We start from the raw sequence: 25,194 nt of genomic DNA, 5'->3' as shown, positions 1-25,194 counted from the left end.
CTTCCGATCGGGCTGCAGCAGCTGATCGAGATCGCTCGCGTGCTGTTCTCCGGCGCGCGCATCGTCATCCTGGACGAGCCGACCTCCGCCCTCTCCCCGCCCGAGGTCGAGCGCCTGTTCACAACGCTCCGGCGGCTGCGCGAGCAAGGTACTGCGATCGTCTTCATCTCGCATTTCATCGAGGACATCCTGCTGGTGTCCGACACGGTGACCGTGTTCCGCAACGGCCGCAAGGTTGCGGAGACGGCGAGCGCCGCGACCAGCAAAGGCGCGCTGATCGAGGCCATGATCGGCCGCGGCGGCGAGGCGCTCGAGCATAGCTACACCGACGATCTGATGCTGCCCCAGCCGAGCGACAGCAAGGTGATTCTTAGGGTCGATCAGCTGTCGCTGTCCCGCAGCCTCCAGGACGTCTCGTTCGAGGCGCGGGCCGGTGAGGTGCTCGGCATCTACGGCTTCATGGGCTGCGGCCAGCAGGAGCTGTCGCGCATCCTGTTCGGCAAGCTGAAGCCGGACGGCGGCACGCTTGCAGTCGAAGGCGTGCCGAAAACTTTCGCCAGCACGGCGGCGGCGCGGCGCGCCGGCGTGGCGCTGGTGCCGGAGAGCCGGCGCGACATGCTGTTCCACCAGGAGCCGGTCTACAAGAACATCTCGATCAGCATTCTCGACCGCATCTCCTCGCTGCTGCTCAAGCCGGCGCAGGAGCGCGACATCGCCAAGCGCCAGGTCGAGCAGCTGCAGATCAGGCCGCCCGTGGTCGGCCTCGATCTCGGCATGCTCTCGGGCGGCAACCAGCAAAAGGTCGCGCTCGCGAAATGGCTGACCTATCCGCCCAAGCTGCTGGTGCTGTGCGAGCCGACCCGCGGCATGGATGTCGGCGCCAAGAACGACGTCATCAACATCGTCCGCGACCTCAGGACAAGGGGGCTCGCGATCATCGTGCTGTCGACGGAGCCGGAAACGGTGCTGTCGCTGGCCGATCGCATCCTCGTGCTCAAGCGCGGCGCCTTGGTGCGGGAATTCAAGAACGAGCCGGTCAGCAAGGACCGCCTGCTGGAAGCGGCGTGACGGAGAAGCACATGAGCAGCGAGACGGCTTTGGCGACAGGACAACGGGCACGGGGCCTTGCGCCCTTCCTGCGCTCGCAGATGCGCAACATCGCCCCGTTCCTGACGCTGATCTTCCTCACCGCCTTCTTCGCCTTCGCCAGCCCCTCCTTCGCGACGCTCGACAATCTCGGCAACATCCTGACGCAGGTGTCGGTGACGGGCATCATCGCCGTCGGCCTCACCTTCGTGATCCTCTGCGCCGAAATCGACCTGTCGGTCGCCAGCATCGCCAACGTCACGGGCATTGCGGTCGCCTACTTCACGCTGCAGGAATCCTACGTCAATATCGCCAACATTCCCCTGCCCGGCGCGGTCGCGATCATCCTGTCGCTCCTGCTCTGCGCCCTGCTCGGCCTCGTCAACGCGCTGGGGCTGACCGTGATCGGCATCCCCTCCTTCATCATGACGCTGGCGATGATGCAGATCGCCGCCGGCATCTCCGCGCTCCTGGTGCGCGGCCAGATCGCCTACAAGGTGCCGAGCCTGATCACGACGCTCGGCTCGGGCTCGATCGGCGGCATCCCCTGGATCGTCATCGTCGCCGCCATCATGCTGCTCGCCGGCCATCTCGTGCTGACCTATACGCGCTTCGGCCGCTACGTCTACATGGTCGGCGGCAATCGCGAGGCGGCCGAGTATTCGGGCCTCAACGTCAAGCTGATCCTCGGTGCGGTCATGGTGATCTCGGCGGTGTGCTCGGGCCTCGGCGGCATGCTCGGCGTCGCCCATTTCGGCAGTGCGCAGCAGAACGAGTTCGACACCTACCTGCTCGATTCCATCGCCGCCGTCGTGGTCGGCGGCACCAGCCTGTTCGGCGGCCGCGGCGGCATCGGCAACACCATCGTCGGGCTGTTCGTGCTCGGCGTGCTCAACAACGGCCTCGACCACGTCAACATCGACAGCTTCCTGAAGATCCTGATCCGCGGCCTGATCCTCCTGGCGGCGCTGGTCATCAACGTCTATGCGCAGCGCTTGAGGGAGAAAGCGGCGGAGTAGTCGGCCGCAAAACAAAAGTGCGAAAACAACCCCATGCACAGTAGCCCGGGCTAGCGGAATCAACGACTTGCCGGCGGGTGTCGTTAAATTGCGGATTTGGCGAAGTCGATTTGCTCCGTCGGGCAAAACAGGGGTATAGTGGCATCATCGGCAGCCGGCTTTGAAAGGCCGGTGCGTCCCCCGTCATCGGGTGCGTCCCCGTCATTGCGAGCGCAGCGAAGCAATCCAGGACTCTCTCCGCGGATGCATTTCTGGATTGCTTCGCTGCGCTCGCAATGACGACGTGGATTCGGGATCAGCTATATCGCGGGTGCGGTCTAACTCCCGGTCTTGGCATTCGATGGCAATCGCGAGAAGCGGAAATTGCAGTGGGTTGCGCCGCCCGCCAGCGTCTGGGTCCGTTCCAGGCGGATGCCTCGCGCAGCATAGGCGACGAAGTCGAGGCCGCAGATGTTCGGCAGGATTTCCTTGTCGCCATGGCAGGCCGCAAGCTTGCAGAAGCCGCAGGCCTTGTAGTCGATGCCGAATTCGAAAGTGTCCTGCGGGCCCGGCTCGACGAAATCGTAGACGAAATCTTCCGGAAACTCCGCTTGGTGAGCTTGTGTAACGCTTCTTGCCGCCTGTTCGCGCATCAAGGCCTGGTTCTCCCGTGACATGAACTGGCGCCCAGCCGCGAGACGCTCGGCTTCTGGCGCCCTCAGCAGCTGGGCCTTGTAGGTTTCCCGCTCGATCTCGCCGATCACCGGCACCGGAACGCCGTGGCGCCGCAGCACCCGGCTGATGGCCATGAAGCCGGTCAGACGCATGAAGAAATCGCTCATGCGGCTTGCCGCGCCGCCGACATAGGGCATCTGGGTGAGGACGATCTGAAATTCGTCCATCACCTCCTGCCTGATTGCGTCGACGTCGGAGAGATGCGTTCGCTCGCGGAGCATCGCTTCGGCAAGGTCTATCCGCTCGCGCATGGCGGCCTCCATCGCGTGGCGATGCGTTTGGTAGAACGGATGAATCTCAGCCATTGGACACCTGATATGATTGGCTCATTGCATATCGACGACGCCGCCTCATTCCGCGGCGATCGCCTCTATCTCCAACAGCCATTTGCTGTCGACGGTCTCGACCACCACGACCGTCAATGCCGGCTGGTGCTCCCCGAGCACCGCGCGGCGAATGGCGCGGTTGGCGACGACTTGGCTGCGATCGGTCAGGAACGTGGTGACCTTGACCAGGTGCTCAATGCCAAGGCCCGCCGCGGCGAGCACTTCCCTGACGTTGCGCCAAGCCTGCTCGCATTGCGCCTCGAAGCCGTCAGGCACGGAGCCGTCGGAATTTTGAGGCACCTGGCCGCTGATGAACAGCAGGCGGCGATGCTGCTTCAGCTCCAGGCCCATGCAGTAGCCGCCGACGGGCGGGTGAACCGTCGCGGGATTGTGGCTGACGATGTGAGCTGGTGACATGGCGATTCTCCGGATTTGCGGGCCAACCGTAGCCGGCGGCCTCCCTGCTGCGCAAAGCATCATTGCTGCGGTTCAGCGCAAGAAAATCTATTGCAAGGCCGCAGCTTATCGGTGTCAAAGTGCGCTGCGATGACCTACGCCCTGCCCCCGCTCAACGCGCTCCGCGCCTTCGAGGCCGCCGCGCGCCATCTCAGCTTCAAGCTGGCCGCGCACGAGCTGCACGTTACGCCCGCGGCCGTGGGACAGCAGGTGAAAGCGCTGGAGGCGCGCCTCGGCGTGCAGCTGTTCGAGCGGCTGCACAAGCAGCTCATCCTCACCGAGGCCGGCCGGGCCTATCTGCCCGGGATATCCGAAGGCTTCCGCCACTTAGCCGAGGCGACCTCGCAGTTGAAGCCGGCAGGCGCGGTGCTGCTGCAATTGGGCGTCCACGGCAGCTACGACCTGCGCCGCCTCGAACTTGCGGAGTTTCGCAGCGCACATGCACAGATCGGTTTGCGCGTGCTGCAGCCCGCCGGCCTGCACGAGCTCGTCGAGGGCAAGGTGGATCTCCTGATCGCCCGCGGCGTAAGCCACCATCCGGGCTATCGCTGCGAACGGATCGATGAGGGATCAGGCGCAGGTGATTGGCTGGTTGCGCCGGAAGGCACGGCGGATTGTCCGGAGATCGTCAGTTTTCGCGCGTGGCTGCGCGCCCTGCCCGCGGCCAAGCCGCTCGCAAATCGCCGCCCGCGTCTGGTCGGCGGCGTCGGGAGCTGACGGGGCTGAAGGTTATAGCGGCAGCTTGGGACAATCCGGTCTCTCGCCCATGAACCTGTGTTCGGAGCATACGTCAGGCTGTCGCTCGACGACGCATTGGGTCGCTTTGATGAGGTCGTCGCAAAATGTATCGTGCGCATCGCTCAATGTTCAAGGAGAGGACAGGCGCCGCTGGAGCTGTCAATAGCTTCGTCCGGACTCTTGCCCGTCCCGCCCCCGAACCTCAGCCTCACGCCGTCCGGATAAAGATAGCGGCAATTGTAGGTGTAGAAACCACCCATGCTCGGTTGGTATTCTGTCATCGACCCCACGAATATCCCGCGCGTCAACCCGTAGCCGAACAGCAAGACCACAAGTAGCCCGAAGAAGGCCCAACCAAGTTTTGTGCCGACACTCATTAGCCAAGCTCCGCTAATTCCTCTTCAAGCTTTCCCTGTTCCCGATTGGCATCGGCTTCAAAGTGCCCCCCGCACCGAAGCCGGCCTCACCGAGGTCAGAGTTGGACCAGAAGGCGACGTATCCACCCCACAACACGCCCACCATATAGCCTCTGCACTAACCCCGCTGTCGCAGAGCCTCGACGGGGTCGAGCCGCGCAGCTCGCCACGACGGATAGAGCGTTGCGAGGAATGACAGGGTCAGCGCCATGGTCACGACAGCTGCGGATTCCAAGGGATCGATCTCCGCCGGCAGTTTTGACAGAAAATAGAGCTTTGGCGGGAACAACTCGGTACGCGTCAGCCAGGACATCAATTGCCGGACCGCTTCGATATTCCTGCAGACGAGAAGCCCGACGCCGAAGCCGATCAGCGTCCCGGCCACGCCGATCGAAGCGCCAGTGATCATGAACGTCCGCATGATCGCACCCCGTGAGGCGCCCATGGTCCTGAGGATCGCGATGTCGCTGCCCTTGTCCGTCACCAGCATGATCAGACCGGACACGATGTTCAGCGCGGCCACTAAGACGATCAGGCTGAGGATGAGGAACATCACATTTCGTTGGACCTCGAGCGCGTTGAAGAACGTCGTATTTCGCTGTCGCCAGTCAACGAGGAAGATTGGTCGACCAGCCGCTTCCGCTACCGACTTGCGAAACAGGTCGATCCGATCGGGATTGGCCGTGAAAACCTCGATCGCGGTCACGTCCTGATTGCGGTTGAAAAAGGCCTGCGCTTCTGCGAGCGGCATGAAGATGACGCCCGCGTCGTATTCGGACATCCCGATCTCGAAGACAGCCGCGACTCGATATTTCTTGACGCGCGGCATCATACCCATAGGCGTGACTGCGCCGCGTTGCGCAACGAGCGTGATACTTTCGCCGGCACGGACCGAGAGTTGATCGGCAAGACCCTGGCCGATGGCGACGCCCTGGCTCTCGTCAAAATGTTCAAGTGAGCCCTCCTTGATGTCATTGGCTATCGAGGGAAGCTGAACGAGATCCGCCGCCCGAATGCCGCGCACCAAAACGCCGGAAGCGTTTGACGACGATGCCAGTGCCGGGCCGTCAACGACCGGTACCGCCAACCGAACGCCCTGCGCCTGACCGATGCGCTCGGTGACATCCTTCCAGTCGGTCAAAGGGGTCTCCAGCGGCTGCGCCACAATATGCCCGTTGAACCCGAGGATCTTGCCCAAAAGTTCGGTGCGAAAGCCGTTCATCACCGCCATGACGATGATCAGCGTGGCGACCCCGAGCAAGATTCCGAGAAAGGAAAACCCCGCGATGACTGAGACAAACCCCTCTTTGCGACGGGCGCGTAGATAGCGTGCAGCGAGCATCCATTCGAACGGTGCAAAGGGTCCTGCTTGCGGCGAATCCATCACGGTCTCGTCCATCATCCGATTAGGTCCACCATTCTGGTCTGTTATGATCGGATTGGCTACCTTGCGTGTGCCCAGACGCGCCTTCGGCGCATCAGCCCTCGGTCGAGACTAACGCCATCCGCCCCGCAATCTCCTCACTCCGCCAGCACCGCACCGCATGCCCATCCGCCCGCGTCCCCAGCGCCGGTCCCGGCTCGCTCCGGCACACCGCCTCGGCGTAACGACATCGCGGGCTGAAGGCGCAGCCGTTCGGCGGGTTGAGCGGATTGGGCAGGTCGCCGCCCGTCGTCGCCAGCGGCGCATGGCGCAGAGGATCGGGGATGGCCGCGATCAGAGCCTGCGTATAGGGGTGCGCGGGGCGCTCGAAGATCTCGCGCCAGTTGCCGTTCTCGACGATGCGGCCGAGATACATCACCGCGACGCGGTCGCTCATGTGCTCGACAACGCCGAGGTCATGGCTGATCATGATGTAGGACAGGCCGAGCGTCTCCTTCAGCTCCAGCAGCAGATTGATGATCTGGGCGCGGATCGAGACGTCGAGCGCCGAGACGGGCTCGTCGCAGATGACGATCTTCGGGTTGAGGATCAGGGCGCGGGCGATCCCTATGCGCTGGCGCTGGCCGCCGGAGAATTCATGCGGGTAGCGGTCGGCCTGCTCGGGACGCAGGCCGACGTGCCTGAGCATCGTCGCGAGGCGGTCCTCGATCTCGCTTTTCGCGGTCACGCCGTGCACGCGCAGCGGATCTTCAAGCGTGCGGCGAACGGTCTGGCGCGGATTGAGCGAGGCGTAGGGATCCTGGAACACGATCTGCACGATGCGGGCGAGCGCTTTCCGGTCTCCGGATTGCCGGTTCGTGACGACCTGCCCGTCCAGCACGATGCGGCCGCGCGTCGGCGTCAGCAGGCCCAGAATGGACAATGCGACCGTCGACTTGCCGGAGCCGGATTCGCCGACGAGGCCGAGGCATTCGCCGCGCTTCAGCTTGAGGTCGACGCCGTCGACGGCGCGGAGCAGCCGACGGCCGCGGCCCAGCAGGCCGCCTCCAAGCGGAAAATGAACGGCGAGATCCTCCACGCTGAGGATCACATCGTCATCCGCTCTCCCCTTTGGCTCATGCATGGTGGTGACACCGGACGAAACCGCCCGCCTCCAGTCCTTCCGTCTGAGGCGCGGTGGTTCGGCAAATATCCGTCGCCTGCGCGCAACGCGGATTGAACCGGCAGCCATCGGGGAAGCGCGTGATCGCCGGCACGACGCCCGCGATCTCCTTCAGCCTGCTGCGGCCGAGTGCAGCACGGCTGCCGAGCCGCGGCAGCGAGTCGACGAGGCCCTGCGTATAGGGATGTGAGGGCGCTCGGAAGATGTCGGCCGAGCCGCGCTCCTCGACGATGCGTCCGGCATACATGACGGCGACGCGGCGGCAGACATTGGCAACGAGGCCGAGATCGTGGCTGATCATCAGGATCGCCGTTCCGCGCTCGGCGCACAGATTGCGCATCAGCTCGATGATCTCCGCCTGCACGGTGACGTCGAGCGCGGTGGTCGGCTCGTCGGCGATCAAGAGGTCCGGACCGCAGGCCAGCGCAATCGCGATCATCACGCGCTGGCGCATCCCGCCCGACAGCTGGTGCGGATAGTCCTTCACGCGCCGCTCCGGCGCGGGGACGCGGACGCTCGCGAGCGCCTCGACAGCCAGCTGGTTGGCCTCCCGCCAGCTCTTGCCCTTGTGCAGCACGAACATCTCGGCGATCTGCCGCCCCACCGGCGAGACCGGGTTCAGCGCCGTCATCGGCTCCTGGAAGATCATGGCGATGCGATTGCCGCGCAGTTGCCGTTGCCTCGCAGCGGACAGGTGCTGGATCTCCTGGCCCTGGAACCGGATGACGCCGCCGCCGATCGACAAGGGTGGCCGCAGCAGGCCGATCAAAGCGAGCGCCGTGATGCTCTTGCCGCAACCGGACTCGCCGACGAGGCCGAACGTCTCGCCGCCATCGATGCGGAATGAAACGCCTTCGGCCGCAGCAACGCGCCTTAATCCGTCATCGAGATCGATGCGGAGATCCTCGACCTCGAGCAGCGGGCTGCCTGTCATGTGCGCCGGCTCCGCGATTGCGGATCGAGGATGTCGCGCAGGCCATCGCCGAGCAGATTGAGGCCGAGCACGGTGAGGAAGATGGCAAGGCCCGGGAAAATCGAAAGCCACGGCGCCGTCGTGATCTGCTCGCGCGCTTCCGACAGCATGCTGCCCCAGCTCGGAAAGGGCGGGCGGACGCCGAGGCCGAGGAACGACAATGCGGCTTCGGACAGGACCGCGCTGCCCATGCCCAGCGTGCCGATGACGACGATCGGTCCCAGCATGTTCGGCAGGAGCTGCGTGATCATGATGCGCACGTCACCGTAGCCGAGCACGGTTGCCGCCTGCACATAGCCCTGGCTCCGGAGCGACAGCGCCGAGGCCCGTGCGAGGCGGCAGGTGAACGACCAATTGGTCAATCCGAGCGCGATCAAGAGGCTGGTCAGGCCGGGACCGAGCACCGCCATGATGGCGAGCGCGAAGATCAGCGAGGGGATCGCGAGCATGAGATTGGTCAGGGCATTGACGACATCGTCCCACCAGCCGCCGAAATAGCCGGCGCTGAGGCCGAGCGCCACGCCGATGACGCTGTTGATGAGCTGGGAGACGATGCCGACCGTCAGCGAGACGCGCGCGCCGTAGAGGACACGGGAATAGATGTCGCGGCCCTGCGCGTCGGTGCCGAACCACCAGGTCCAGCTCGGCGGCTCCTCCGCATTCATGAGGTTGGCGTCCATGACGGGATCGGTGTGCGCCAGCCATGGCGCGAGCAGGCCGACGACAATCGCCAACGCGAACAACGCTCCCCCGATGACGAGATTGGCGCGGAGCTTCATGCGTATCTGATCCTGGGATCGATCACGCCGTAGAGCATGTCGATCAACAGATTGATCGCGAGAAAGAACATCACCACGACGAGGATGGAGCCCTGGACGGCGGGAATGTCGCGCTGGAGCACGCTGTCGACCAGCAGCGAGCCGATGCCCGGCCAGGAGAACAGTTTCTCGACCACGACCGCCTGCCCCATCAGCGCGCCGAACTGCAGGCCCATGGTCGTGAGGATGAGGACGAGCGCGTTGCGCATCACGTGCCACTTGACGACCCTGGTCTCGCTCATGCCCTTCGAGCGCGCAGTGCGGACGAAATCCGCGGTCATGATCTCGAGCACCGCAGCGCGCGTCGTCCGCGCCAGCAGCGCCATCGGCGAGACGCCGAGCGTCACGGCGGGCAGGATCAGGTATTTGAGGCTGCCGTCACCGTAGCCGAAACTCGGCAGCCAGCCGAGCTTGAGCGCGAACAGGTACATCAAGAGCAGCCCGAGCCAGAACTTGGCCAATGACAGGCCGGACACTGCCAGCATCATCGAGACGGTGTCGACGAGACTGCCCGGCCGCAAGGCCGCGACGAAGCCGAGCGGCACGCCGAGCAGTACCGCAAACGCCATGGATGCGAAGATCAGCTGCAGCGTCGGCCATGCCCGCTTGGCGATCATGGTCGTGACAGGCTCACGGGTCCGGAACGATGTTCCGAAATCGCCGGTCGCGAGCCCGGCGATGTAGGTGCCGAAACGCATATAGACGGGCTGATCGAGGCCGAGCTGCTTCTTCATGCGCAGCTCGACCTGCGGATCACTGTCGTCGCTCATGCTTGAGACGATGCTGCCGGGAACGACGCTGAACAGCACGAACACCAGCAGCACCACGGCGAGCACGGTCGGGATGGTCTGCAGGACGCGGCGGATCAGGAACGCGAGCATCTCAACTTTTCCCCGCTCCCTCCCTCGCCCGTCGCGCTAGGCGGGAGCGCGCGTGTCACTTCGCGGGCGAGGTCTCGTCGACCCAGAGGTCCTCGACGTTCTGGTGGGTCAGCTCGGTCGCGTTGAGCTGAATTCCCTTCAACCAGGGCTGCACCGCCATGACCGCCTTGTTGTAGTTGAAGAACCAGACCGGCGCCTCCTCGTAGAGCAGCGCATTGGCCTTCTGCAGCAACTGGATGCGCTTTGTGGGATCGTCGGCCTGTCCGGCTTCATCGAGGATCTTGTCGAAGTCGGGATTTTTGTAGGTCGTGTAGTTACAGGCCGCCTGCGGCGTCGCCGAATGGAAGCATTTGAGCGCGGCCTGAGGATCGGGGCCGCTCGCCTGGGAATAGATGAAGGCCTGATAGTCGCCGGTGCGAACCACCTCGGCCAGCACCGCGGTCTCGACCTGCTTGACCTTGGCCTTGATGCCGACCTTGTCCAGCATCGGAATGACGGCCGAGACGATCGGCAGACCCCAGCTTTCATTCTGGCTGGTGGTCCATTCGAACTCGAAGCCGGATGCGTAGCCGGCCTCGGTGAGCAATTGCTTGGCCTTGGCGGGATCGAAGGGGTAAGGCTTCATCGCCTTGTCGTAGGCCGGCGAGGTCAGCGGCAGCCAGCTGGTGGCGCGGTAGGCCTTGCCCTTGACCAGCTTGTTGATGATCAAATCGGTATCGATGGCGTAATTGATCGCCTGCCTCACGCGCTTGTCGGAGAACGGCTTGACCGCGGGATTCATGCCCATGTAGCGCGTGAACACCTCGGCGACCTCGACGATGGTGCCCTTGAGGTCGGCGTCGGATTGGTAGGCGACGTACTGCGCAGGTCCCAGCACCGAGGTGTCGATCTCCTTGTTGCGGAAGGCGACGTCGCGCGCCGCGGCCTCCCCCATGACCGACACCACGATCTTGTCGGCATAGGGCTTGCCGGGCTTGTAGAACCGGTCCCAGCGCTCCAGGACGATGCGCGATCCCGGCACGTGCTCCACGAACTTGAACGGACCGAGACCGATCGGCTTCTGGATGAAGCTTTCCTTGGCGGCCTCGTCGGCGGGATAGATCGAGGTCAGCGCGGTGAAGAAGTAGAAGCCGGGATCAACCTTCTCGGTCAGCTTCATCTCGATGGTAAAGTCGTCGATCTTCTTCAGGCCGGAGATCTCCTTGGCCTGGCCCTTCTCCACTGCTGCCGCGCCCTCGATCACGCGGACGTAACGCGCGCCGGGATAGGCTTTGCTGCCGTCCATGATGCGGTTGTAGGACCAGATGATGTCGTCGGCGGTCATCTTGCGGCCGCTGTGGAAATAGGCGTCGTCGCGCAGCTTGAAGGTGTGAACGAGGCCTCCGCCCGAGACCACGCCCTCCTTGGCGAGCTCCAGCACTGGCTTTCCTTCCGCCGAATTCCAGATGTAGAGCGAACGGTGCAGGGCCTTGGCGTAGATCTCGTCCTGGGCGCGCTGCGTGGTGTGAATGTCGAGGCTGGTGAAGCTCGAGCCGTAGGGCGCCGTCATGCGGATGGTTCCGCCCTTGCGCGGAGTCTGCGCCTCCGCTGTGGCGGCGAGCGCCAGTCCCAAACCGGCAACGATCGCGATGGTCTTGAACATCATGTGTCCCCCCGACGCAGGCGTATTCCGATAAGTGATTTGATCATTCGTCGCCTGCCGAAAGCAAGCTTCGTTTTGACGGCAAATGATGCCGGTTCCTGAGGCAGTCCGCGGGGGCATTGACGCGGTGCGTCATGGGGCCACCGGGATCGGTGAACATTTTTCGTGATCGACGCGACCAAGCTCAGAATCATTATCTGAGCCCCAAGGGATGGCGCAAAAATGAAACGCCGAACGCTAGGTGCCCTGCTCGCCACCGGTCTGGTCGCCGCGACGGCCGTGCTGGCGCGCCCGGTCGCGGCCAGCCTCGGTGGCGAGAGCGCGACAGACACTATCCAGTTCGGCTGGAGTAGCACCTCCCGCTTGAACGACAATGTCGACCAGACCTGGTGGGCGGTCCGGAGCCGTGACACTCTGGACAATTTCGTCGATCGACTGCTCAGCATCCCCGTCGGGATGATGGCACGCGGTGCGGGAGCGCGTTTCGAAGCCAAGCTCTCCGAGCATACCGGCCTGCCGCTGCCCGAAGGCTGGGCCCTCACGACGGCGAAGGATTCGCCGCAGATCCAGTCGATCTACGCCGAGACGCCGCGCGATTTCGCTTCTGTGCTCGGCTTCTATCGCGACGCACTCGGCAAGCGTGGCTGGACGGAGAAAGAAGGTGCCGTCGAAGAGCCGGACCGGGCCGTGATCACGTTCCTGACGAGAGAGGGACCGGTCCTGCTCCGGCTCTCACGTCAGGACGACAAGACAATTGCCGATCTGTCGAGGCGCAAGCTCGCCTCGGCGACCGTCGGCCTCCTGCCGAAGCCCGGGCAAGTGAGGCTGATGCTCGGCAACAAGACGGATGAAGCGGCGGTGATCACCGTCGCCGACCAGGCCGTCAATCTGGCGGCGCACGCCGGCGAAGAACTGGCGAACTCTGACGGTGCCGCAGGCGAATTGCCGGTCAGCCAGAAGCTCGATCTGCCGCCCGGCAGGTACAAGGTCACCCTCAAGGTGGACGGCGGAGCGGCAGCGAGCCGGGAGTTCGAGGTCGCGGCCAACGAGACCTGGGGTTTGCTGGCCGGCGCGGACGGCGTCCTGCTGCCGATGCGGCTTTACTAACGTTCCGGGGACGATCTCTCATCTCGCAATCACGGAGCGTGGGCGGGCTCCTCATGAGGCCGGTTCAGCCCGACAATTCCGGCATCCAGTCCCGCAGTTTTCGCGCGGCATTCGTCACATCCGCGATGGTCCGGAACGACGCCGTCTCCACCATCATCGCCCTCGCCAGCCGCACGGCACGGGCTTCGCTGACCGCCCGCGTGCGCGGGTCCTCGATCAGTTCGAAATCGATGTTGTGGGCGAGGCCGAAGATGCGGCGGATGATTTTTGCGGCTGCGAAGCCGACAGTGTCGGCGAACAGGCGTTGCATGTAGCTTTGTCGCTCGGCTTCCAACCGCGCGGCACCCTGTTCGCCGGCGAAAAGCGAGACCGGATAGGCATCGCCGGTGCCTCCCGCCCGCCAGAGATCGAGGAACTTTCGGGCAAACTCGGTCCAGACCTGCTCAACCGTCTCCAGCACCCAGGCCTCGAATGCCGCCCGTTCGCCCCGCGCGCGCTCGTGGCCGGCGGAAGCGAAATAGGCCATCAGGAGATTGGCCAGCACGGCACCGACGTCGAAGCCCATGGGACCGTAGAATGCGAATTCCGGGTCGATCACCCGGGTCTGGCCGTCCGTGACCATGATCGAGCCGGTGTGGAGGTCGCCATGGATCAGCGCTTCCGGGCTCGCCATGAATTTCAGCTTCAGCCGGGAGACCGCGACATGCAGCTCCAAGTCCTCGCGCAGGTTCGCGGCAAGGCCGTCCAGATAGGGCGCGGTCCAGCGGTTCTGCTCGGCGATGCGGTAGGGATCGGTGAAGATCAGGTCCTCGGTGATCTTGCACAGGGCGTGGTTGCCGGCAAAGGCCGCGATGGCCTCCTTCTTCTCGGCCGCCGATAGCGCGAGGTCTGAGGTGAAGAACAGCGTCTGCGCCATGAAGGTGGTGATATCGTCGACGAAACGCGGATAGCGCGTTGCCGCGACCAGGCCCTTTCGCATGATGATGTGGGGCTCGAGCAGCTCCATCACCGTCAGCGCCAGCGCCTCGTTGTGATGCAGCACGGCCGGCACCAGGCCGGGCGCGAGCTGGGCCTGGCGCGACAGCGCCAGATATTCGTAATGGGCGCGCGACAGCGGCAGGGGCCAGCTCTCGCCGACGAGGCGGACGTAAGGCAGCGCCTGCTTCACGGCGATGCCGCCGCGCGCGCCCTTGACGATGAAGACGAGGTTGAGGTTGCCGTCGCCCACCTCGGTGATCGCCCAGGAGGACGCCTCGCCGCCAAGGAGCGCGGCGATATCAGGCAAGCCCGCGAGATAGTCCCGCAAGTCCGCCTCGTGCAAAATCCGATAGTCCCCTGCCCGGTCCCCGGTCATTGCGATCCCATCCCATGTCTGGGCCGGATCGCTACTCCCGATGCTGGCAAGCTCGAGCCGATCCGGCCATTCTTTTCATCGGATCGTAGCCACAATGTACGTTGTCTGCCACCCAGTGCTTTGGTGGCGGCCAAGCTGGGACGCTTGGTCGCGAGCTCCGATTGGTCGATTGAGGAACCCAAGCAGGCTGAGACGGTTTTGGGTTTCTGACCTACTAAAAGGAGCTAGCGATGAGCCGCGGAATGCCTTCCATGACTGCCCTGCTGGCGATGCTGGCCATCGCCGGATATCAGAACCGCGACAAGCTGGCGGAGCTGCTGAAAGGCGCCGGCGCCGGCTCGTCCTCGGGCGGCCAGCAACCGCTCGGAGGCGTGCTCGGCGGTCTCGGCGGTATGCTTGGCGCGGGCGGGATCGGGGGCCTGCTCAACGGCGGGATTGGCGAGCTCCTGGAGAGATTCAACCAGAATGGGCAGGGCGAGATCGCCGATTCATGGGTGAAGCCGGGCCCCAACAAGGAGATCTCCCCGCCGGAGCTGAAGCAGGCCATCGGCAGCGATGTCCTGGAAAAGCTCGCGCAGCAGACCGGGCTTTCCCAGGAGGAGATCGTCTCACGGCTAAGCCGCGAGCTTCCTTCCGCAATCGACAAATACACGCCGGATGGACGCCTGCCCGACGCATAGAAGCAGCGGCTCAACTCGAAAAGGTGTACTCATGAGCATTCTCTGGACCATCATCATTGGCTTTCTCGCCGGCGTGATCGCCAAGTTCATCATGCCGGGCGACAACGAACCTTCAGGGTTCATCCTGACGACCATCCTCGGCATCGTCGGCGCCTTCGTCGCTTCGTATCTTGGGCAAGCGCTGGGCTGGTATCGCCCTGGCGAGGGTGCGGGCCTGATCGGTGCCGTGGTCGGCGCGATCATCGTGCTGTTCGTTTACGGTCTCTTCGCCGGCCGGCAGCGCCGCGCGATCTAGCTAGAAAGTCTCCCGCTCCAGGAAGCTGGAGCCGATGTCGGCCTTTCTCTTGATCGGATCGTAGTCGCAATAGACGCTGTCCGCGACCAGCGTGTAGCTGGCGCTGACCGTGTATTTGTCCGTCTTGACCGAGTTCAGGCCGATCACCGAGGTGCTCTTGCCGCCGTTCCATTTGAACGGCGTCGAGCTCTTGGCCTGTTCGCAGGCCAGCACGGCCTCGTTGAAGACATAGCCCTCGACGAACGCCTTCAGGGTGCGCACCTGCGCCGCCATTCGCCATTCGAAATAGCCGATGGCACCGAGCCCTGCGACGATCAGCACCAGAAGCGCAATGACGATACGCTGAAATGTCATTTTTGACCCCATAACAACGCCAATCAAAACTTAAAACGGCATTCCCATCATCTTCGACAGGCGCTCGATCGAGAGATAGCCGGCATGATAGGCCGCAAGGCCAATGCCGAACACGATTGCCGAGATGATCGTGGTCCAGATCAGCTTGTGCCCCATGCGGGTGAGGATGGGAGCACCGGGATCGGTGCCGGGCGCGCCAACACCGTCCTCGTGCTGGCTGCGCACGCCGAACGGCAGCGTCACGAACAGCATGACCCACCAGAGTACGAAATAGATCGCGAGCCAGGTTGAAATCTGGATGGCCATGACGCGGCCCTATGCCTGCTCGATCTCGACGAGGGCGCCGGAAAAATCCTTGGGGTGCAGGAACAGCACCGGCTTGCCGTGGGCGCCGATCTTCGGCACGCCGTCGCCGAGCACCCTCGCGCCCTCCTTCACCAGCGTGTCGCGCGAGGCGATGATGTCGACGACCTCGTAGCAGACGTGATGGATGCCGCCGTCGGGATTGCGCTCGATGAACTTCGCGATCGGCGAGGCCTCGCCGAGCGGCTCGATGAACTCGATCTTGGTGTTGGGCAGGGTCGCGAACACGGTGGTGACGCCGTGCTCGGGCAGCGGCACGGCCTCGGAAATCTGGGCGCCGAAGGCCGCACCGTAGATCTTCGCGGCCTTGACCGCATCCTTGGTCGCGATCGCGACATGGTTGAGCCGGCCCAACATGTTCCCCTCCCTATACCGTCAGTACATGTACCAGACAGGGGGGCTTTTTGCCCCAATGTTCGTTGATCACGGCCCGGACAGCGCGTCGCACCGACTCGGCCAAGGCGTCCGGATCGCGCCGGCGCGCCCTCGGCAGGCCTTCGATGGTCAACATCACGGCATCGAAGACGATGTCGTCGAAGGCCTCGCCCGCCCTGTTCTTCTCGGGGATGCCGACCAGATCGAGCTCGGGATCACCGGCGAGCTCACCCTGCGCGGTCATGGCGATGGCGACGAAGGCGCAGCCGGAAAAGCCCATGCGGCGCCGCTCCACGACGGCACGGGACTTGGAGTCTTCCAGGATCGTGCCGTCCTTGTAGAGACGCCCCGATGGCACCTCGCCGACGATGCCGGGATCGCCGGGGCCGAGCTTGACGAGGTCGCCATTGCGGCAGACCAGCACGCGCGGCACGCCGGCGGCGCGGGCGAGCTTGGCGTGCTCATGCAGGTGCAGGGCCTCGCCGTGGACCGGGATCAGGATCTGCGGCTTCACCCAGGAGATCATATCGCGCAGCTCGTCGCGGCGGGGATGGCCGGAGACGTGGACCAGCGCGTCGCGGTCGGTGATGACCTCGACGCCCTGCAGCACCAGATTGTTGATGATCGAGCCGACCGCCTTCTCGTTGCCGGGAATGGTGCGCGAGGAGAAGATGACGCTGTCGCCGCGGTTCAGCGTGATTTCAGGATGGTCGTCATTGGCGATGCGGGCCAGCGCGGCGCGCGGCTCGCCCTGGCTGCCCGTGCACAGCGCCAGCACCTTGTCCTGCGGCAGGTGGCCATAGACCTCGGGCGAGCGGAAATTCTGCACGCCCTCGAGATAGCCGGTCTCGCGCGCGACCTGCACCACGCGCTCCATGGCGCGGCCGACCACGACGACCTCGCGGTCCGCGGCCCTCGCGGCGTCAGCCACCGCTTTGACGCGAGCAACGTTGGAGGCGAACGTCGTCACCGCGACGCGGCCCTTGGCGGATTTGACGAGGTCGATGATGGTTCGGGCGACCTCGGCCTCCGAGGGCGAACGGCCGTCGCGAACGGCATTGGTGGAATCGCCGATCAAGGCGAGCACGCCCTCTTCGCCCAATTCGCGCAGCCGCTTCTCGTCGGTCGCGGCTCCAAGCGTCGGGGTCGGGTCGATCTTCCAGTCGCCGGTGTGCAGCACGATGCCGGCGTCGGTGTGGATCGCCAGCGCATGCGCTTCCGGAATCGAATGCGCGACCGGAATGAACTCGACGTTGAACGGACCGATTACGACACGGCCGCCTGAGGGCACCACGGTGACCGGAATCTCGGGCGCGTTGCGCTCGGCGGCGCATTTGGCCTCGAACAGCGCGGCGCTGAACCTGGTGGCGTAGATCGGGCATTTCAGCTTCGGCCAGAGGTCGATGATGGCGCCGAAATGATCCTCATGGGCGTGGGTCAGCACCAGGCCCATCAGGTTCTTGCGCTCCTTCTCCAGGAAGGAGATGTCGGGCATGATCAGGTCGATGCCGGGCAGATGCTCCTCATCGCCGAAGGAGACGCCGAGATCGACCGCAAGCCAGGCGCGCTGGTGACGGTTGCCGAGGCCGTAGATCGACAGGTTCATGCCGATCTCGCCGACGCCGCCGAGCGGCGCAAACACCAATTCGTCCGGCCTTGCCATCACGCTGCTCCCACCGAGGCGACGGGGCCGAAGAACACCTCGCCGGCCGCAACCGGCACGAGGCGGCCCTCCGCGGTGCGGACGATCAGGCAGCCGGTGTCGTCGATCGTGTCAAAAACACCTTCCAGCGTCATGGTTCCCGTGTGGATGGCAACCTTTTCGCCGAGGCCGGCGGCGCGCTCCAGCCAGAGCCTGCGGATCTCGGCAAAGCCGCGGCCATTGTCCCAGATGCCGCGGAACTCGACCCAGGTATCCGACAGCGCCATGAATAGCTCCTCGGCGCTGATCTGGACGCCGAGGGCGGCCAGCGACACCGCGGGCGTCGGGGTGCCCTCGGGCGCGGCGACCACATTGGTCCCGATGCCGACCACGACGGCAAGGCCGCCACCGACGGCCTCGGCCTCAAGGCCAATGCCGACCAGCTTCTTGCCGCTGGCGAGCACGTCATTCGGCCATTTCAGCGCGTAGCGGGGCCGGCCTTCGCCGAGACGGAGCGCGGCCTCGAGGCTCACCTTCTCCAGTGCCGCCTCCTCGGCCAGCCCTGCGGCAAAGCCGAGCGTGGCGGCGACGGCGGGGGCGACGTCCATAACTTCGAGGATGCTGGCGGCGAGATTGCCGCGCGGCGCGATCCAGGCGCGCTGGCGCCGGCCGCGGCCGGCGGTCTGCTCGGACGTGACGAACCACATCGGGCCGCGCTCGCCGGCCCTGGCGTGTTCGATCGCCTCGGTATTGGTCGAGCCGGTCCGTTCGAACGCCGCGAGCCTGTAGCCCGCAGCCGATGCGCGAGGACCGAGCGCGAAGGTCATCCTAGAACAACGACTTTGCCGCGGCGGAGGCGACGCTCACCACGGGCCCCGCGAACAGCGCAAACAGCAGGTTGAACAGGCCAGCGACCGCCAGCACCGTCCGCACCTCGATGCGCACCGGATCGACCCGGCCGGCCGGCTCGTCGAAATACATCGTCTTGACGATCGCGAGATAATAGTAGGCGCCGACCACGCTGGTCAGCACGCCGATGACGGCGAGCGTGAACAGGTTCGCCTTGATGGCGGCGACGAAGACGTACCATTTGGCGAAGAAGCCGGCGAGCGGCGGAATGCCGGCGAGCGAGAACAGCAGCATCGCGAACATGAAGGCGAGCAGCGGATTGGTGCGCGACAGGCCGGCGAAATCGCTGATCTGCTCCACGGCCTGGCCGTTGCGCTTCATCGCGAGGATGATGGAGAACGAGCCGAGCGTCATCGCGACATAGATCACGATGTACATCAACACGCCCTGCGCGCCTTCCACCGTGCCGGAGGCAAGGCCGACCAGCGCGAAGCCCATGTGGCCGATCGAGGAATAGGCCATCAGGCGCTTGATGTTGCTCTGGCCGATCGCGGCGAAGGAGCCCAGCGCCATCGAGGCGATCGACACGAACACCAGGATCTGCTGCCATTGCGAGACGATGCCGGGGAATGCGGTGAGCGTCACGCGGGTGAAGACGGCGAGCGCGGCGACCTTCGGCGCGGACGCGAAGAAGGCGGTGACCGGGGTCGGCGCGCCCTCGTAGACGTCAGGCGTCCACATGTGGAACGGCACGGCCGAGACCTTGAAGCAGAGGCCGACGAGCAGGAAGACGAGGCCGAACACGAGGCCGACATTCGAGACCGTCGCGGCCGCGGCGATGCCGGTGAAGCTCACCGTGCCGGTGAAGCCATAGACCAGCGACGCCCCGTACAGCAGCATGCCCGAGGACAGCGCGCCGAGCACGAAGTACTTCAGGCCGGCTTCGGTCGACTTGGCGTTGTCGCGGTTCGAGGCCGCCACGACGTAGAGCGCCAGCGACATCAATTCGAGGCCGAGATAGAGCGAGATCAGGTCGCCGGCCGAGATCAGCACCATCATGCCGAGCGTCGAGAGCAGCACGAGGATGGCGTATTCGAAAATCCGGCGCGAGGGGTCGGACAGGAACTCGGTCGACAGGATCAGCGTCACGGCCGAGCCGATCAGGGCCAGGATCTTCATGAAGCGGGCGAAGTCGTCGACGATAAAGCTGCCACCGAACGTCACCTGTTTGCCCGCGGGCTGCATGTAGACGAGCGCACCGACCACGATCAGAAGCACCACCGCCAGAGAGGTGACGGTTTTGGTCGTCTCCTGCCCGCGATAGGCGCCGAGCATCAGAAGCGCCATCGCGCCGACCGCGAGCACGAGCTCGGGCAGCACCGGCGCCAGTTGATAACCTGCAGTCGAAAAGCTCATGGCGATATCCTGACCTGCCCGATCACTGGAGCAGTGCGGCGGCCTTCACGGCCGTCACGGCGGTATTGTAATTGTTGACGAGTTGCTGGACCGAAGCGGCCGACATGTCGAGCACCGGCTTCGGATAGACGCCGAACAGGATCGTCAGCGCGATCATCGGGAATAGAATGACGCACTCCCGCAAGGTGAGATCCTTCATGCTCGCCAGCTGCGGCTTGACCAGCGCTCCGAACACGACCTTGCGATAGAGCCATAGTGCGTAGGCCGCCGAGAGGATCACGCCGAAGCTGGCGAAGAACGCGGTCGGGATCGAGACCTTGAAGGTGCCGAGCAGCGTCATGAACTCGCCGACGAAGCCGCTCGTGCCGGGCAGACCGACATTGGCCATGGTGAACACCATGAAGGTCATCGCATAGAGCGGCATCCGGTTGACGAGGCCGCCATAGGCCGCGATCTCGCGGGTGTGCAGGCGGTCGTAGACGACGCCGACGCAGAGGAACAGCGCGCCGGAGACGATGCCGTGCGAGATCATCTGGAACACGCCGCCGGCGACGCCCTGCATGGTGCCGGCGAAGATGCCCATGGTGACGAAGCCCATATGCGCGACCGAGGAGTACGCGATCAGCTTCTTCATGTCCTCCTGCATCAGCGCCACCAGCGAGGTGTAGATGATGGCGATGGCCGAGAGCGTGAACACCAGCGGCGCGAAGTCGTGCGAGGCCAGCGGGAACATCGGCAGCGAGAAGCGCAGGAAGCCGTAGCCGCCCATCTTCAGGAGGATCGCGGCCAGGACCACAGAGCCCGCGGTCGGTGCCTCCACGTGCGCGTCGGGGAGCCAGGTGTGCACCGGCCACATCGGCATCTTCACCGCGAAGGAGGCAAAGAAGGCGAGCCACGCCCAGGTCTGCAACGACCGCGGCACGGCGGTGTGCATCAGGGTCGGGATGTCGGTGGTGCCGCCGTTCCAGTACAGCGCCATGATGGCGAGCAGCATCAGGACCGAGCCGAGCAGCGTGTAGAGAAAGAACTTGAACGAGGCATAGACCCGGCGCGGACCGCCCCAGACGCCGATGATCAGGAACATCGGGATCAGGCCGCCCTCGAAGAACAAATAGAACAGCACGAGATCGAGCGCCGAGAAGGTGCCGATCATCAGCGTTTCCAGGATCAGGAACGCCATCATGTATTCGCGGACGCGGTTGGTGATCGCCTTCCAGCTCGCGATGATGCAGAACGGCATCACGGCGGTGGTGAGGATCACGAGCGGCAGCGAGATGCCATCGACGCCCATGTGGTAGGTGATGCCGGTGGCGAGCCAGTTCGCCTTCTCGACGAACTGGAAGTCGGGGTTGCTGGGGTCGAAGCGCATGACCAGGATCACCGACACCGCGAAGGTGATCAGCGTGGTCCAGAGCGCGATCCAGCGCGAATTGCGCCGCGCCGCCTCGTCGTCACCGCGGCTCAGATAGACGATCAGCGCGCCGACCAGGGGCAGGAACGTCGTGACCGAAAGAATGGGCCAGGTTGTCATTTACTGGCCTCCAAAGCCGAACATGAACCAGGTGATCAGGCCGGCGGCGCCGATCAGCATGGCGAATGCATAGTGATAGAGATAGCCGGTCTGGATCTTGACGACGTTGCGGGTGACATCCAGCACGCGGGCCGAGACGCCGTCGGGGCCGAAGCCGTCGATGATGAAGCCGTCGCCCTTCTTCCAGAGCTGGTAGCCGATCCACTTCGCCGGGCGGACGAAGATGAAGTCGTAGAGCTCGTCAAAGTACCATTTGTTGAGCAGGAACTGGTACAGCATCGGCTGTGTGTTCGCGAGCTCGACCGGCAGGTAGGGCCGGCGGATGTAGAACAGGTAGGAGACGAGGAAGCCCAACACCATCATCACCGTCGGCAGGAAGGCGATGGTCTGAGGGATGTGGTGCATCTCCTCGATGATGTGCGGGTTCATCTTCACGGACTCGCGGAAGAACTCCTCGACCCCGTGACCGGCGAACAGCTCCTTGAACGGCAGGCCCGCGACGAACGAGCCGACCGCGAGCACGCCGATCGGGATCAGGATCCAGAGCGGAGCCTCATGCGCGGCATCGTAATGATGCTCGTCATGCGGCTCGCCGTGGAAGGTCTTGAAGATCAGGCGCCAGGAGTAGAACGAGGTCAGGCCGGCGGCGATGATCGTCATCAGGAAGCCGTACACCGCGAACGGATTGTGCGAGGCGTAGGCGGACTCGATGATCGCGTCCTTTGAGAAGTAGCCGGCGGTGAGCGGGAAGCCGGTCAGCGCCAGCGTGCCGACCACCATCACGGCATAGGTGTAGGGAATCTTCTTCCAGAGGCCGCCCATGTTGCGGATGTCCTGCTCGTGGTGCATCGCGTAGATCACCGAGCCGGAGCCTAGGAACAGCAGCGCCTTGAAGAAGGCGTGGGTGAACAGGTGGAACATGCCGACCGAATAGGCCCCCGCCCCCATCGCCACGAACATGTAGCCGAGCTGCGAACAGGTCGAGTAGGCGACGATGCGCTTGATGTCGTTCTGGACGAGGCCGATGGTCGCGGCGAAGAACGCCGTGGTCGCGCCGAAGAACATCACGACGGCCTGGGCGGTCGGGGCGAGCTCGAACAGCGGCGACAGGCGCGCCACCATGAAGACGCCGGCGGTGACCATGGTCGCGGCGTGGATCAGCGCCGACACCGGGGTCGGACCTTCCATCGCGTCCGGCAACCAGGTGTGCAGCAGGAACTGGGCGGACTTGCCCATCGCGCCCATGAACAGGAGCAGACAGGTCAGGGTCAGCGCGTCGGCGTGCCAACCGAGGAAGTTGATGGTCTTGCCGGTGAGACCGGGTGCGGCGTGGAAGATGGTCTCGAAATCGGTCGAGCCGACCAGCATGAAGACCGCGAAGATGCCGAGTGCGAAGCCGAAGTCGCCGACGCGGTTGACCACGAAGGCCTTGATGGCGGCGGCGTTCGCCGAGGGCTTCTGGTACCAGAAGCCGATCAAGAGATAGCTGGCGAGACCCACGCCTTCCCAGCCGAAGAACAGTTGCACCAGATTGTCGGCCGTCACCAGCATCAGCATGGCGAAGGTGAACAGCGAGAGATACCCGAAGAAGCGCGGCCGGTTCGGGTCCTCGTCCATGTAGCCGATGGAATAGAGGTGCACGAGCGAGGACACGGTCGTCACCACCACCAGCATCACCGCCGTGAGCGTGTCGACGCGCAGCGTCCACCAGACCTGGAGATCGCCGGAGAAGATCCAGGGCAGCAACTGGATCCTGTAGTCGTGATGCATGAAGCCGACGTCGACCAGCGTCATCCACGACAAGGCCGCCGAGACGAACAGCAGCCCGGTGGTGATCAGCTCAGCCGCGCGCGAGCCCGCCGCCGGCGGCTCGGTCGGGCCATGGCTGTGATCGTCGTGAGCGTCGTCGTGATGGCTCTCGTGGATGACGGAGGCATCCTCGTTGATCTTGTCGGACGCATGGGCATGCGCGCCATGGCCGTGGTCGCCGTGATGCTCGAGCTCGTCGCCCGAGGGGTTGCGGGCATGCGCGCCGAACAGCGCGATCAGGCCAGCCAGAATGGCGCCCAGCAGAGGCAGAAAGACAATTGCCTGAACCATGACTTACTCTTTCCGCATGATCTGATCGGAAAACCGGCGTCCACTTTTCCGGATCATGCGCTCAGCCCTTCATCAGATTGACGTCCTCAACCGCGATCGAGCCGCGGTTGCGGAAATAGACCACCAGGATGGCGAGACCGATCGCAGCTTCGGCAGCCGCGACCGTCAGCACCAGCAGCGCGAAGACCTGGCCGACGATGTCGCCGAGGAAGCTCGAGAACGCCACGAGGTTGATGTTGACCGAGAGCAGGATCAGCTCGATCGACATCAGGATGACGATGATGTTCTTGCGGTTCAGGAAGATGCCGAGGATGCCGAGCGTGAACAGGATCGCGCCGACCGCCAGATAATGTCCGAGCCCGATCGTCATTTCACCCACTCCGCCGCATCCGCGTCCGAGAGCCCCTGCCCCGGCGCCACCTTGCGCACCGCCATCGCGATGTCGGGCGTGCGCGCGTTCTGAACGTTGATGTCCTGCCGCTTGACCTTCTCCTTGTGGCGCAGCGTCAGCACGATGGCGCCGATCATGGCGACCAGGAGCACCATGCCCGAGAGCTGGAAGTAGTGGATGTACTTCGTATAGAGCACGAGACCGAGCGCCTCGGTGTTGCTGACGTTGGCCGGGATCGCCGCCGTGATCGTCTTGGAGACGCCGGGATTGATGACCCAGAAGCCGACGGTGAGCAGCAACTCGAACATGAAGATGCCGCCGATCACGAGGCCGACCGGCAGGTACTCGATGAAGCCCTCGCGCAGCTCGAGGAAGTCGACGTCGAGCATCATGATCACGAACAGGAACAGCACCGCGACCGCGCCGACATAGACGACGATCAGCATCATGCCGAGGAACTCGGCGCCCATCAGCACGAACAGGCCGGAGGCGTTGACGAAGGCCAGGATCAGGTACAGCACGGAGTGCACGGGATTGCGCGAGACAATCACCATCACGGCCGAGGCGACGCAGACGCCGGCGAAGAGATAAAAGAACAGCGCGGGAAGGATCATGCCCTCACCTCACCGGTACGGCGCGTCGAGCTCGATCGCCTTGGCGATCTCGCGTTCCCAGCGGTCGCCGTTGGCGAGCAGCTTGGCCTTGTCATAATAGAGTTCCTCGCGGGTCTCGGTCGCGAACTCGAAATTCGGGCCCTCGACGATGGCATCGACCGGACAGGCTTCCTGGCAGAGGCCGCAATAAATGCACTTCACCATGTCGATGTCGTAGCGCACGGTGCGGCGGGTGCCGTCGTTGCGGCGCGGGCCGGCCTCGATGGTGATGGCCTGCGCCGGGCAGACCGCCTCGCACAGCTTGCAGGCGATGCAGCGCTCTTCGCCGTTCGGATAGCGGCGCAGCGCGTGCTCGCCGCGGAAGCGGGGCGAGATCGGGCCCTTCTCGAACGGATAGTTCAGCGTCGGCTTCGGCTGGAAGAAATAACGCATGGCGAGGAAGAACGCCGAGACGAATTCCGACAGCAGAAGCGAGCGTGCAGTGGCGTTGACGTTGATACCCATGACG

The 25,194-nt window shown here is 64.3% G+C and carries 27 protein-coding genes; 6 read left to right on the top strand and 21 right to left on the bottom strand.

All coding sequences use genetic code 11. The annotated features are described in order from the left end of the window. Both XF30_RS19590 and XF30_RS19585 read left to right on the top strand, forming a co-directional pair. Window positions 1-1,068 (top strand): ATP-binding cassette domain-containing protein (locus XF30_RS19590; protein ID WP_109143596.1); only part of this gene is annotated, 1,068 nt, incomplete at its 5' end. 11 nt (window positions 1,069-1,079) lie between these two features. Next, entirely contained in the window at window positions 1,080-2,105 is a 1,026-nt protein-coding gene (locus XF30_RS19585) for an ABC transporter permease (protein ID WP_109145779.1), read from the top strand. Between the two features lie 317 nt (window positions 2,106-2,422). Here the strand turns inward: XF30_RS19585 and XF30_RS19580 are convergent, their stop codons facing one another. Next, on the bottom strand, window positions 2,423-3,124 hold the full coding sequence (locus XF30_RS19580) for an L-2-amino-thiazoline-4-carboxylic acid hydrolase (protein ID WP_109143595.1): 702 nt from the start codon (window positions 3,122-3,124) through the stop codon (window positions 2,423-2,425). A gap of 45 nt (window positions 3,125-3,169) precedes the next feature. Continuing rightward, window positions 3,170-3,562 carry a RidA family protein gene (locus XF30_RS19575; protein ID WP_109143594.1) on the bottom strand — a complete coding sequence of 131 codons (393 nt, stop codon included), beginning with the start codon at window positions 3,560-3,562 and terminating at the stop codon, window positions 3,170-3,172. A gap of 129 nt (window positions 3,563-3,691) precedes the next feature. On the opposite strand from XF30_RS19575, the gene XF30_RS19570 reads away from it, so the two are divergent. Beyond that, window positions 3,692-4,318 carry a LysR family transcriptional regulator gene (locus tag XF30_RS19570; protein ID WP_109143593.1) on the top strand — a complete coding sequence of 209 codons (627 nt, stop codon included), beginning with the start codon at window positions 3,692-3,694 and terminating at the stop codon, window positions 4,316-4,318. A 143-nt stretch (window positions 4,319-4,461) separates the two neighbouring features. On the opposite strand, the gene XF30_RS19565 is transcribed toward XF30_RS19570, so the two are convergent. From XF30_RS19565 to XF30_RS19535, 7 genes are all read right to left on the bottom strand, one after another. After that, on the bottom strand, window positions 4,462-4,716 hold the full coding sequence (locus XF30_RS19565) for a hypothetical protein (RefSeq protein WP_109143592.1): 255 nt from the start codon (window positions 4,714-4,716) through the stop codon (window positions 4,462-4,464). Window positions 4,717-4,873: 157 nt separating this feature from the next. After that, a complete protein-coding gene (locus XF30_RS19560) occupies window positions 4,874-6,154 on the bottom strand; it encodes a lipoprotein-releasing ABC transporter permease subunit (protein WP_109145778.1) in 1,281 nt (426 codons plus the stop codon). Window positions 6,155-6,233: 79 nt separating this feature from the next. Continuing rightward, window positions 6,234-7,262, bottom strand: a complete 1,029-nt coding sequence (locus tag XF30_RS19555) for an ABC transporter ATP-binding protein (RefSeq protein WP_109143591.1) — start codon at window positions 7,260-7,262, stop codon at window positions 6,234-6,236. Next, complete coding sequence (locus XF30_RS19550; protein WP_109143590.1) at window positions 7,255-8,235, bottom strand: ABC transporter ATP-binding protein; 981 nt, start codon at window positions 8,233-8,235, stop codon at window positions 7,255-7,257. Before XF30_RS19550 ends, XF30_RS19555 begins: the two co-directional genes overlap by 8 nt. Continuing rightward, a complete protein-coding gene (locus XF30_RS19545; protein WP_036025317.1) occupies window positions 8,232-9,053 on the bottom strand; it encodes an ABC transporter permease in 822 nt (273 codons plus the stop codon). Before XF30_RS19545 ends, XF30_RS19550 begins: the two co-directional genes overlap by 4 nt. Further along, window positions 9,050-9,973: an ABC transporter permease gene (locus tag XF30_RS19540; RefSeq protein ID WP_109143589.1), complete on the bottom strand. Its 924-nt coding sequence runs from the start codon at window positions 9,971-9,973 to the stop codon at window positions 9,050-9,052. The genes XF30_RS19545 and XF30_RS19540 overlap by 4 nt, the downstream gene beginning before the upstream one ends. Before the next feature lie 55 nt (window positions 9,974-10,028). Beyond that, complete coding sequence (locus XF30_RS19535; RefSeq protein WP_109143588.1) at window positions 10,029-11,618, bottom strand: ABC transporter substrate-binding protein; 1,590 nt, start codon at window positions 11,616-11,618, stop codon at window positions 10,029-10,031. A 219-nt stretch (window positions 11,619-11,837) separates the two neighbouring features. On the opposite strand from XF30_RS19535, the gene XF30_RS19530 reads away from it, so the two are divergent. Then, a complete protein-coding gene (locus XF30_RS19530) occupies window positions 11,838-12,722 on the top strand; it encodes a hypothetical protein (RefSeq protein ID WP_109143587.1) in 885 nt (294 codons plus the stop codon). A gap of 64 nt (window positions 12,723-12,786) precedes the next feature. Here XF30_RS19530 and mtnK read toward each other — a convergent pair whose 3' ends face one another. After that, window positions 12,787-14,076, bottom strand: coding sequence for an S-methyl-5-thioribose kinase (gene mtnK, locus XF30_RS19525; protein WP_109143586.1), 1,290 nt, complete (start codon window positions 14,074-14,076; stop codon window positions 12,787-12,789). Window positions 14,077-14,306: 230 nt separating this feature from the next. Here mtnK and XF30_RS19520 point away from each other — a divergent pair, with 230 nt between their 5' ends. Beyond that, entirely contained in the window at window positions 14,307-14,756 is a 450-nt protein-coding gene (locus XF30_RS19520) for a YidB family protein (RefSeq protein WP_109143585.1), read from the top strand. A 31-nt stretch (window positions 14,757-14,787) separates the two neighbouring features. Beyond that, window positions 14,788-15,051 (top strand): GlsB/YeaQ/YmgE family stress response membrane protein, encoded by a 264-nt coding sequence (locus tag XF30_RS19515; RefSeq protein WP_024341246.1) that lies wholly within the window; start codon window positions 14,788-14,790, stop codon window positions 15,049-15,051. Here XF30_RS19515 and XF30_RS19510 read toward each other — a convergent pair whose 3' ends face one another. From XF30_RS19510 to nuoI, 11 genes are all read right to left on the bottom strand, one after another. Continuing rightward, complete coding sequence (locus XF30_RS19510) at window positions 15,052-15,405, bottom strand: hypothetical protein (RefSeq protein WP_036010150.1); 354 nt, start codon at window positions 15,403-15,405, stop codon at window positions 15,052-15,054. It lies immediately after the preceding gene. 30 nt (window positions 15,406-15,435) lie between these two features. Then, window positions 15,436-15,711 (bottom strand): DUF1467 family protein, encoded by a 276-nt coding sequence (locus XF30_RS19505; protein ID WP_025036606.1) that lies wholly within the window; start codon window positions 15,709-15,711, stop codon window positions 15,436-15,438. 9 nt (window positions 15,712-15,720) lie between these two features. After that, complete coding sequence (mce, locus tag XF30_RS19500; RefSeq protein WP_036010154.1) at window positions 15,721-16,125, bottom strand: methylmalonyl-CoA epimerase; 405 nt, start codon at window positions 16,123-16,125, stop codon at window positions 15,721-15,723. A gap of 10 nt (window positions 16,126-16,135) precedes the next feature. Continuing rightward, window positions 16,136-17,806, bottom strand: coding sequence for a ribonuclease J (locus XF30_RS19495; protein WP_109143584.1), 1,671 nt, complete (start codon window positions 17,804-17,806; stop codon window positions 16,136-16,138). Then, entirely contained in the window at window positions 17,806-18,612 is an 807-nt protein-coding gene (locus XF30_RS19490; protein WP_109143583.1) for a biotin--[acetyl-CoA-carboxylase] ligase, read from the bottom strand. The genes XF30_RS19495 and XF30_RS19490 overlap by 1 nt, the downstream gene beginning before the upstream one ends. A 1-nt stretch (window position 18,613) precedes the next feature. After that, entirely contained in the window at window positions 18,614-20,050 is a 1,437-nt protein-coding gene (nuoN, locus tag XF30_RS19485) for an NADH-quinone oxidoreductase subunit NuoN (RefSeq protein ID WP_036010161.1), read from the bottom strand. 22 nt (window positions 20,051-20,072) lie between these two features. Continuing rightward, window positions 20,073-21,581: an NADH-quinone oxidoreductase subunit M gene (locus XF30_RS19480; protein WP_036010164.1), complete on the bottom strand. Its 1,509-nt coding sequence runs from the start codon at window positions 21,579-21,581 to the stop codon at window positions 20,073-20,075. Further along, a complete protein-coding gene (nuoL, locus tag XF30_RS19475; RefSeq protein WP_036010167.1) occupies window positions 21,582-23,681 on the bottom strand; it encodes an NADH-quinone oxidoreductase subunit L in 2,100 nt (699 codons plus the stop codon). A 61-nt stretch (window positions 23,682-23,742) separates the two neighbouring features. Further along, window positions 23,743-24,051, bottom strand: coding sequence for an NADH-quinone oxidoreductase subunit NuoK (gene nuoK / locus XF30_RS19470; protein ID WP_036010170.1), 309 nt, complete (start codon window positions 24,049-24,051; stop codon window positions 23,743-23,745). After that, window positions 24,048-24,686, bottom strand: a complete 639-nt coding sequence (locus XF30_RS19465) for an NADH-quinone oxidoreductase subunit J (RefSeq protein WP_036010173.1) — start codon at window positions 24,684-24,686, stop codon at window positions 24,048-24,050. The genes nuoK and XF30_RS19465 overlap by 4 nt, the downstream gene beginning before the upstream one ends. 9 nt (window positions 24,687-24,695) lie before the next feature. Next, window positions 24,696-25,190 carry an NADH-quinone oxidoreductase subunit NuoI gene (gene nuoI / locus XF30_RS19460; protein ID WP_157283556.1) on the bottom strand — a complete coding sequence of 165 codons (495 nt, stop codon included), beginning with the start codon at window positions 25,188-25,190 and terminating at the stop codon, window positions 24,696-24,698. Between the last annotated feature and the right edge of the window lie 4 nt (window positions 25,191-25,194).

Origin of the sequence: Bradyrhizobium sp. SUTN9-2 (assembly GCF_003122645.1) — a bacterium.
Lineage (GTDB): Bacteria > Pseudomonadota > Alphaproteobacteria > Rhizobiales > Xanthobacteraceae > Bradyrhizobium > Bradyrhizobium yuanmingense.
The sequence above is the reverse complement of the archived record's forward strand: the minus strand, read 5'-3'. Positions and strand labels throughout refer to the sequence as shown.

What these genes read in the sequence shown, in the direction of transcription:
- nuoN (WP_036010161.1), bottom strand. Translation starts at nt 20,050, where the DNA reads ATGAGCTTTTCGACTGCAGGTTATCAACTGGCGCCGGTGCTGCCCGAG.
- nuoK (WP_036010170.1), bottom strand. Translation starts at nt 24,051, where the DNA reads ATGACGATCGGGCTCGGACATTATCTGGCGGTCGGCGCGATCCTGTTC.
- XF30_RS19495 (WP_109143584.1), bottom strand. Translation starts at nt 17,806, where the DNA reads ATGGCAAGGCCGGACGAATTGGTGTTTGCGCCGCTCGGCGGCGTCGGC.
- XF30_RS19570 (WP_109143593.1), top strand. Translation starts at nt 3,692, where the DNA reads ATGACCTACGCCCTGCCCCCGCTCAACGCGCTCCGCGCCTTCGAGGCC.
- XF30_RS19560 (WP_109145778.1), bottom strand. Translation starts at nt 6,154, where the DNA reads ATGGACGAGACCGTGATGGATTCGCCGCAAGCAGGACCCTTTGCACCG.
- XF30_RS19545 (WP_036025317.1), bottom strand. Translation starts at nt 9,053, where the DNA reads ATGAAGCTCCGCGCCAATCTCGTCATCGGGGGAGCGTTGTTCGCGTTG.
- XF30_RS19465 (WP_036010173.1), bottom strand. Translation starts at nt 24,686, where the DNA reads ATGATCCTTCCCGCGCTGTTCTTTTATCTCTTCGCCGGCGTCTGCGTC.
- XF30_RS19505 (WP_025036606.1), bottom strand. Translation starts at nt 15,711, where the DNA reads ATGGCCATCCAGATTTCAACCTGGCTCGCGATCTATTTCGTACTCTGG.
- XF30_RS19530 (WP_109143587.1), top strand. Translation starts at nt 11,838, where the DNA reads ATGAAACGCCGAACGCTAGGTGCCCTGCTCGCCACCGGTCTGGTCGCC.
- XF30_RS19520 (WP_109143585.1), top strand. Translation starts at nt 14,307, where the DNA reads ATGAGCCGCGGAATGCCTTCCATGACTGCCCTGCTGGCGATGCTGGCC.
- XF30_RS19490 (WP_109143583.1), bottom strand. Translation starts at nt 18,612, where the DNA reads ATGACCTTCGCGCTCGGTCCTCGCGCATCGGCTGCGGGCTACAGGCTC.
- XF30_RS19540 (WP_109143589.1), bottom strand. Translation starts at nt 9,973, where the DNA reads ATGCTCGCGTTCCTGATCCGCCGCGTCCTGCAGACCATCCCGACCGTG.
- nuoI (WP_157283556.1), bottom strand. Translation starts at nt 25,190, where the DNA reads ATGGGTATCAACGTCAACGCCACTGCACGCTCGCTTCTGCTGTCGGAA.
- XF30_RS19565 (WP_109143592.1), bottom strand. Translation starts at nt 4,716, where the DNA reads ATGAGTGTCGGCACAAAACTTGGTTGGGCCTTCTTCGGGCTACTTGTG.
- XF30_RS19580 (WP_109143595.1), bottom strand. Translation starts at nt 3,124, where the DNA reads ATGGCTGAGATTCATCCGTTCTACCAAACGCATCGCCACGCGATGGAG.
- XF30_RS19575 (WP_109143594.1), bottom strand. Translation starts at nt 3,562, where the DNA reads ATGTCACCAGCTCACATCGTCAGCCACAATCCCGCGACGGTTCACCCG.
- mtnK (WP_109143586.1), bottom strand. Translation starts at nt 14,076, where the DNA reads ATGACCGGGGACCGGGCAGGGGACTATCGGATTTTGCACGAGGCGGAC.
- XF30_RS19510 (WP_036010150.1), bottom strand. Translation starts at nt 15,405, where the DNA reads ATGACATTTCAGCGTATCGTCATTGCGCTTCTGGTGCTGATCGTCGCA.
- XF30_RS19555 (WP_109143591.1), bottom strand. Translation starts at nt 7,262, where the DNA reads ATGCATGAGCCAAAGGGGAGAGCGGATGACGATGTGATCCTCAGCGTG.
- XF30_RS19515 (WP_024341246.1), top strand. Translation starts at nt 14,788, where the DNA reads ATGAGCATTCTCTGGACCATCATCATTGGCTTTCTCGCCGGCGTGATC.
- XF30_RS19535 (WP_109143588.1), bottom strand. Translation starts at nt 11,618, where the DNA reads ATGATGTTCAAGACCATCGCGATCGTTGCCGGTTTGGGACTGGCGCTC.
- XF30_RS19480 (WP_036010164.1), bottom strand. Translation starts at nt 21,581, where the DNA reads ATGACAACCTGGCCCATTCTTTCGGTCACGACGTTCCTGCCCCTGGTC.
- mce (WP_036010154.1), bottom strand. Translation starts at nt 16,125, where the DNA reads ATGTTGGGCCGGCTCAACCATGTCGCGATCGCGACCAAGGATGCGGTC.
- XF30_RS19550 (WP_109143590.1), bottom strand. Translation starts at nt 8,235, where the DNA reads ATGACAGGCAGCCCGCTGCTCGAGGTCGAGGATCTCCGCATCGATCTC.
- XF30_RS19585 (WP_109145779.1), top strand. Translation starts at nt 1,080, where the DNA reads ATGAGCAGCGAGACGGCTTTGGCGACAGGACAACGGGCACGGGGCCTT.
- nuoL (WP_036010167.1), bottom strand. Translation starts at nt 23,681, where the DNA reads ATGGTTCAGGCAATTGTCTTTCTGCCTCTGCTGGGCGCCATTCTGGCT.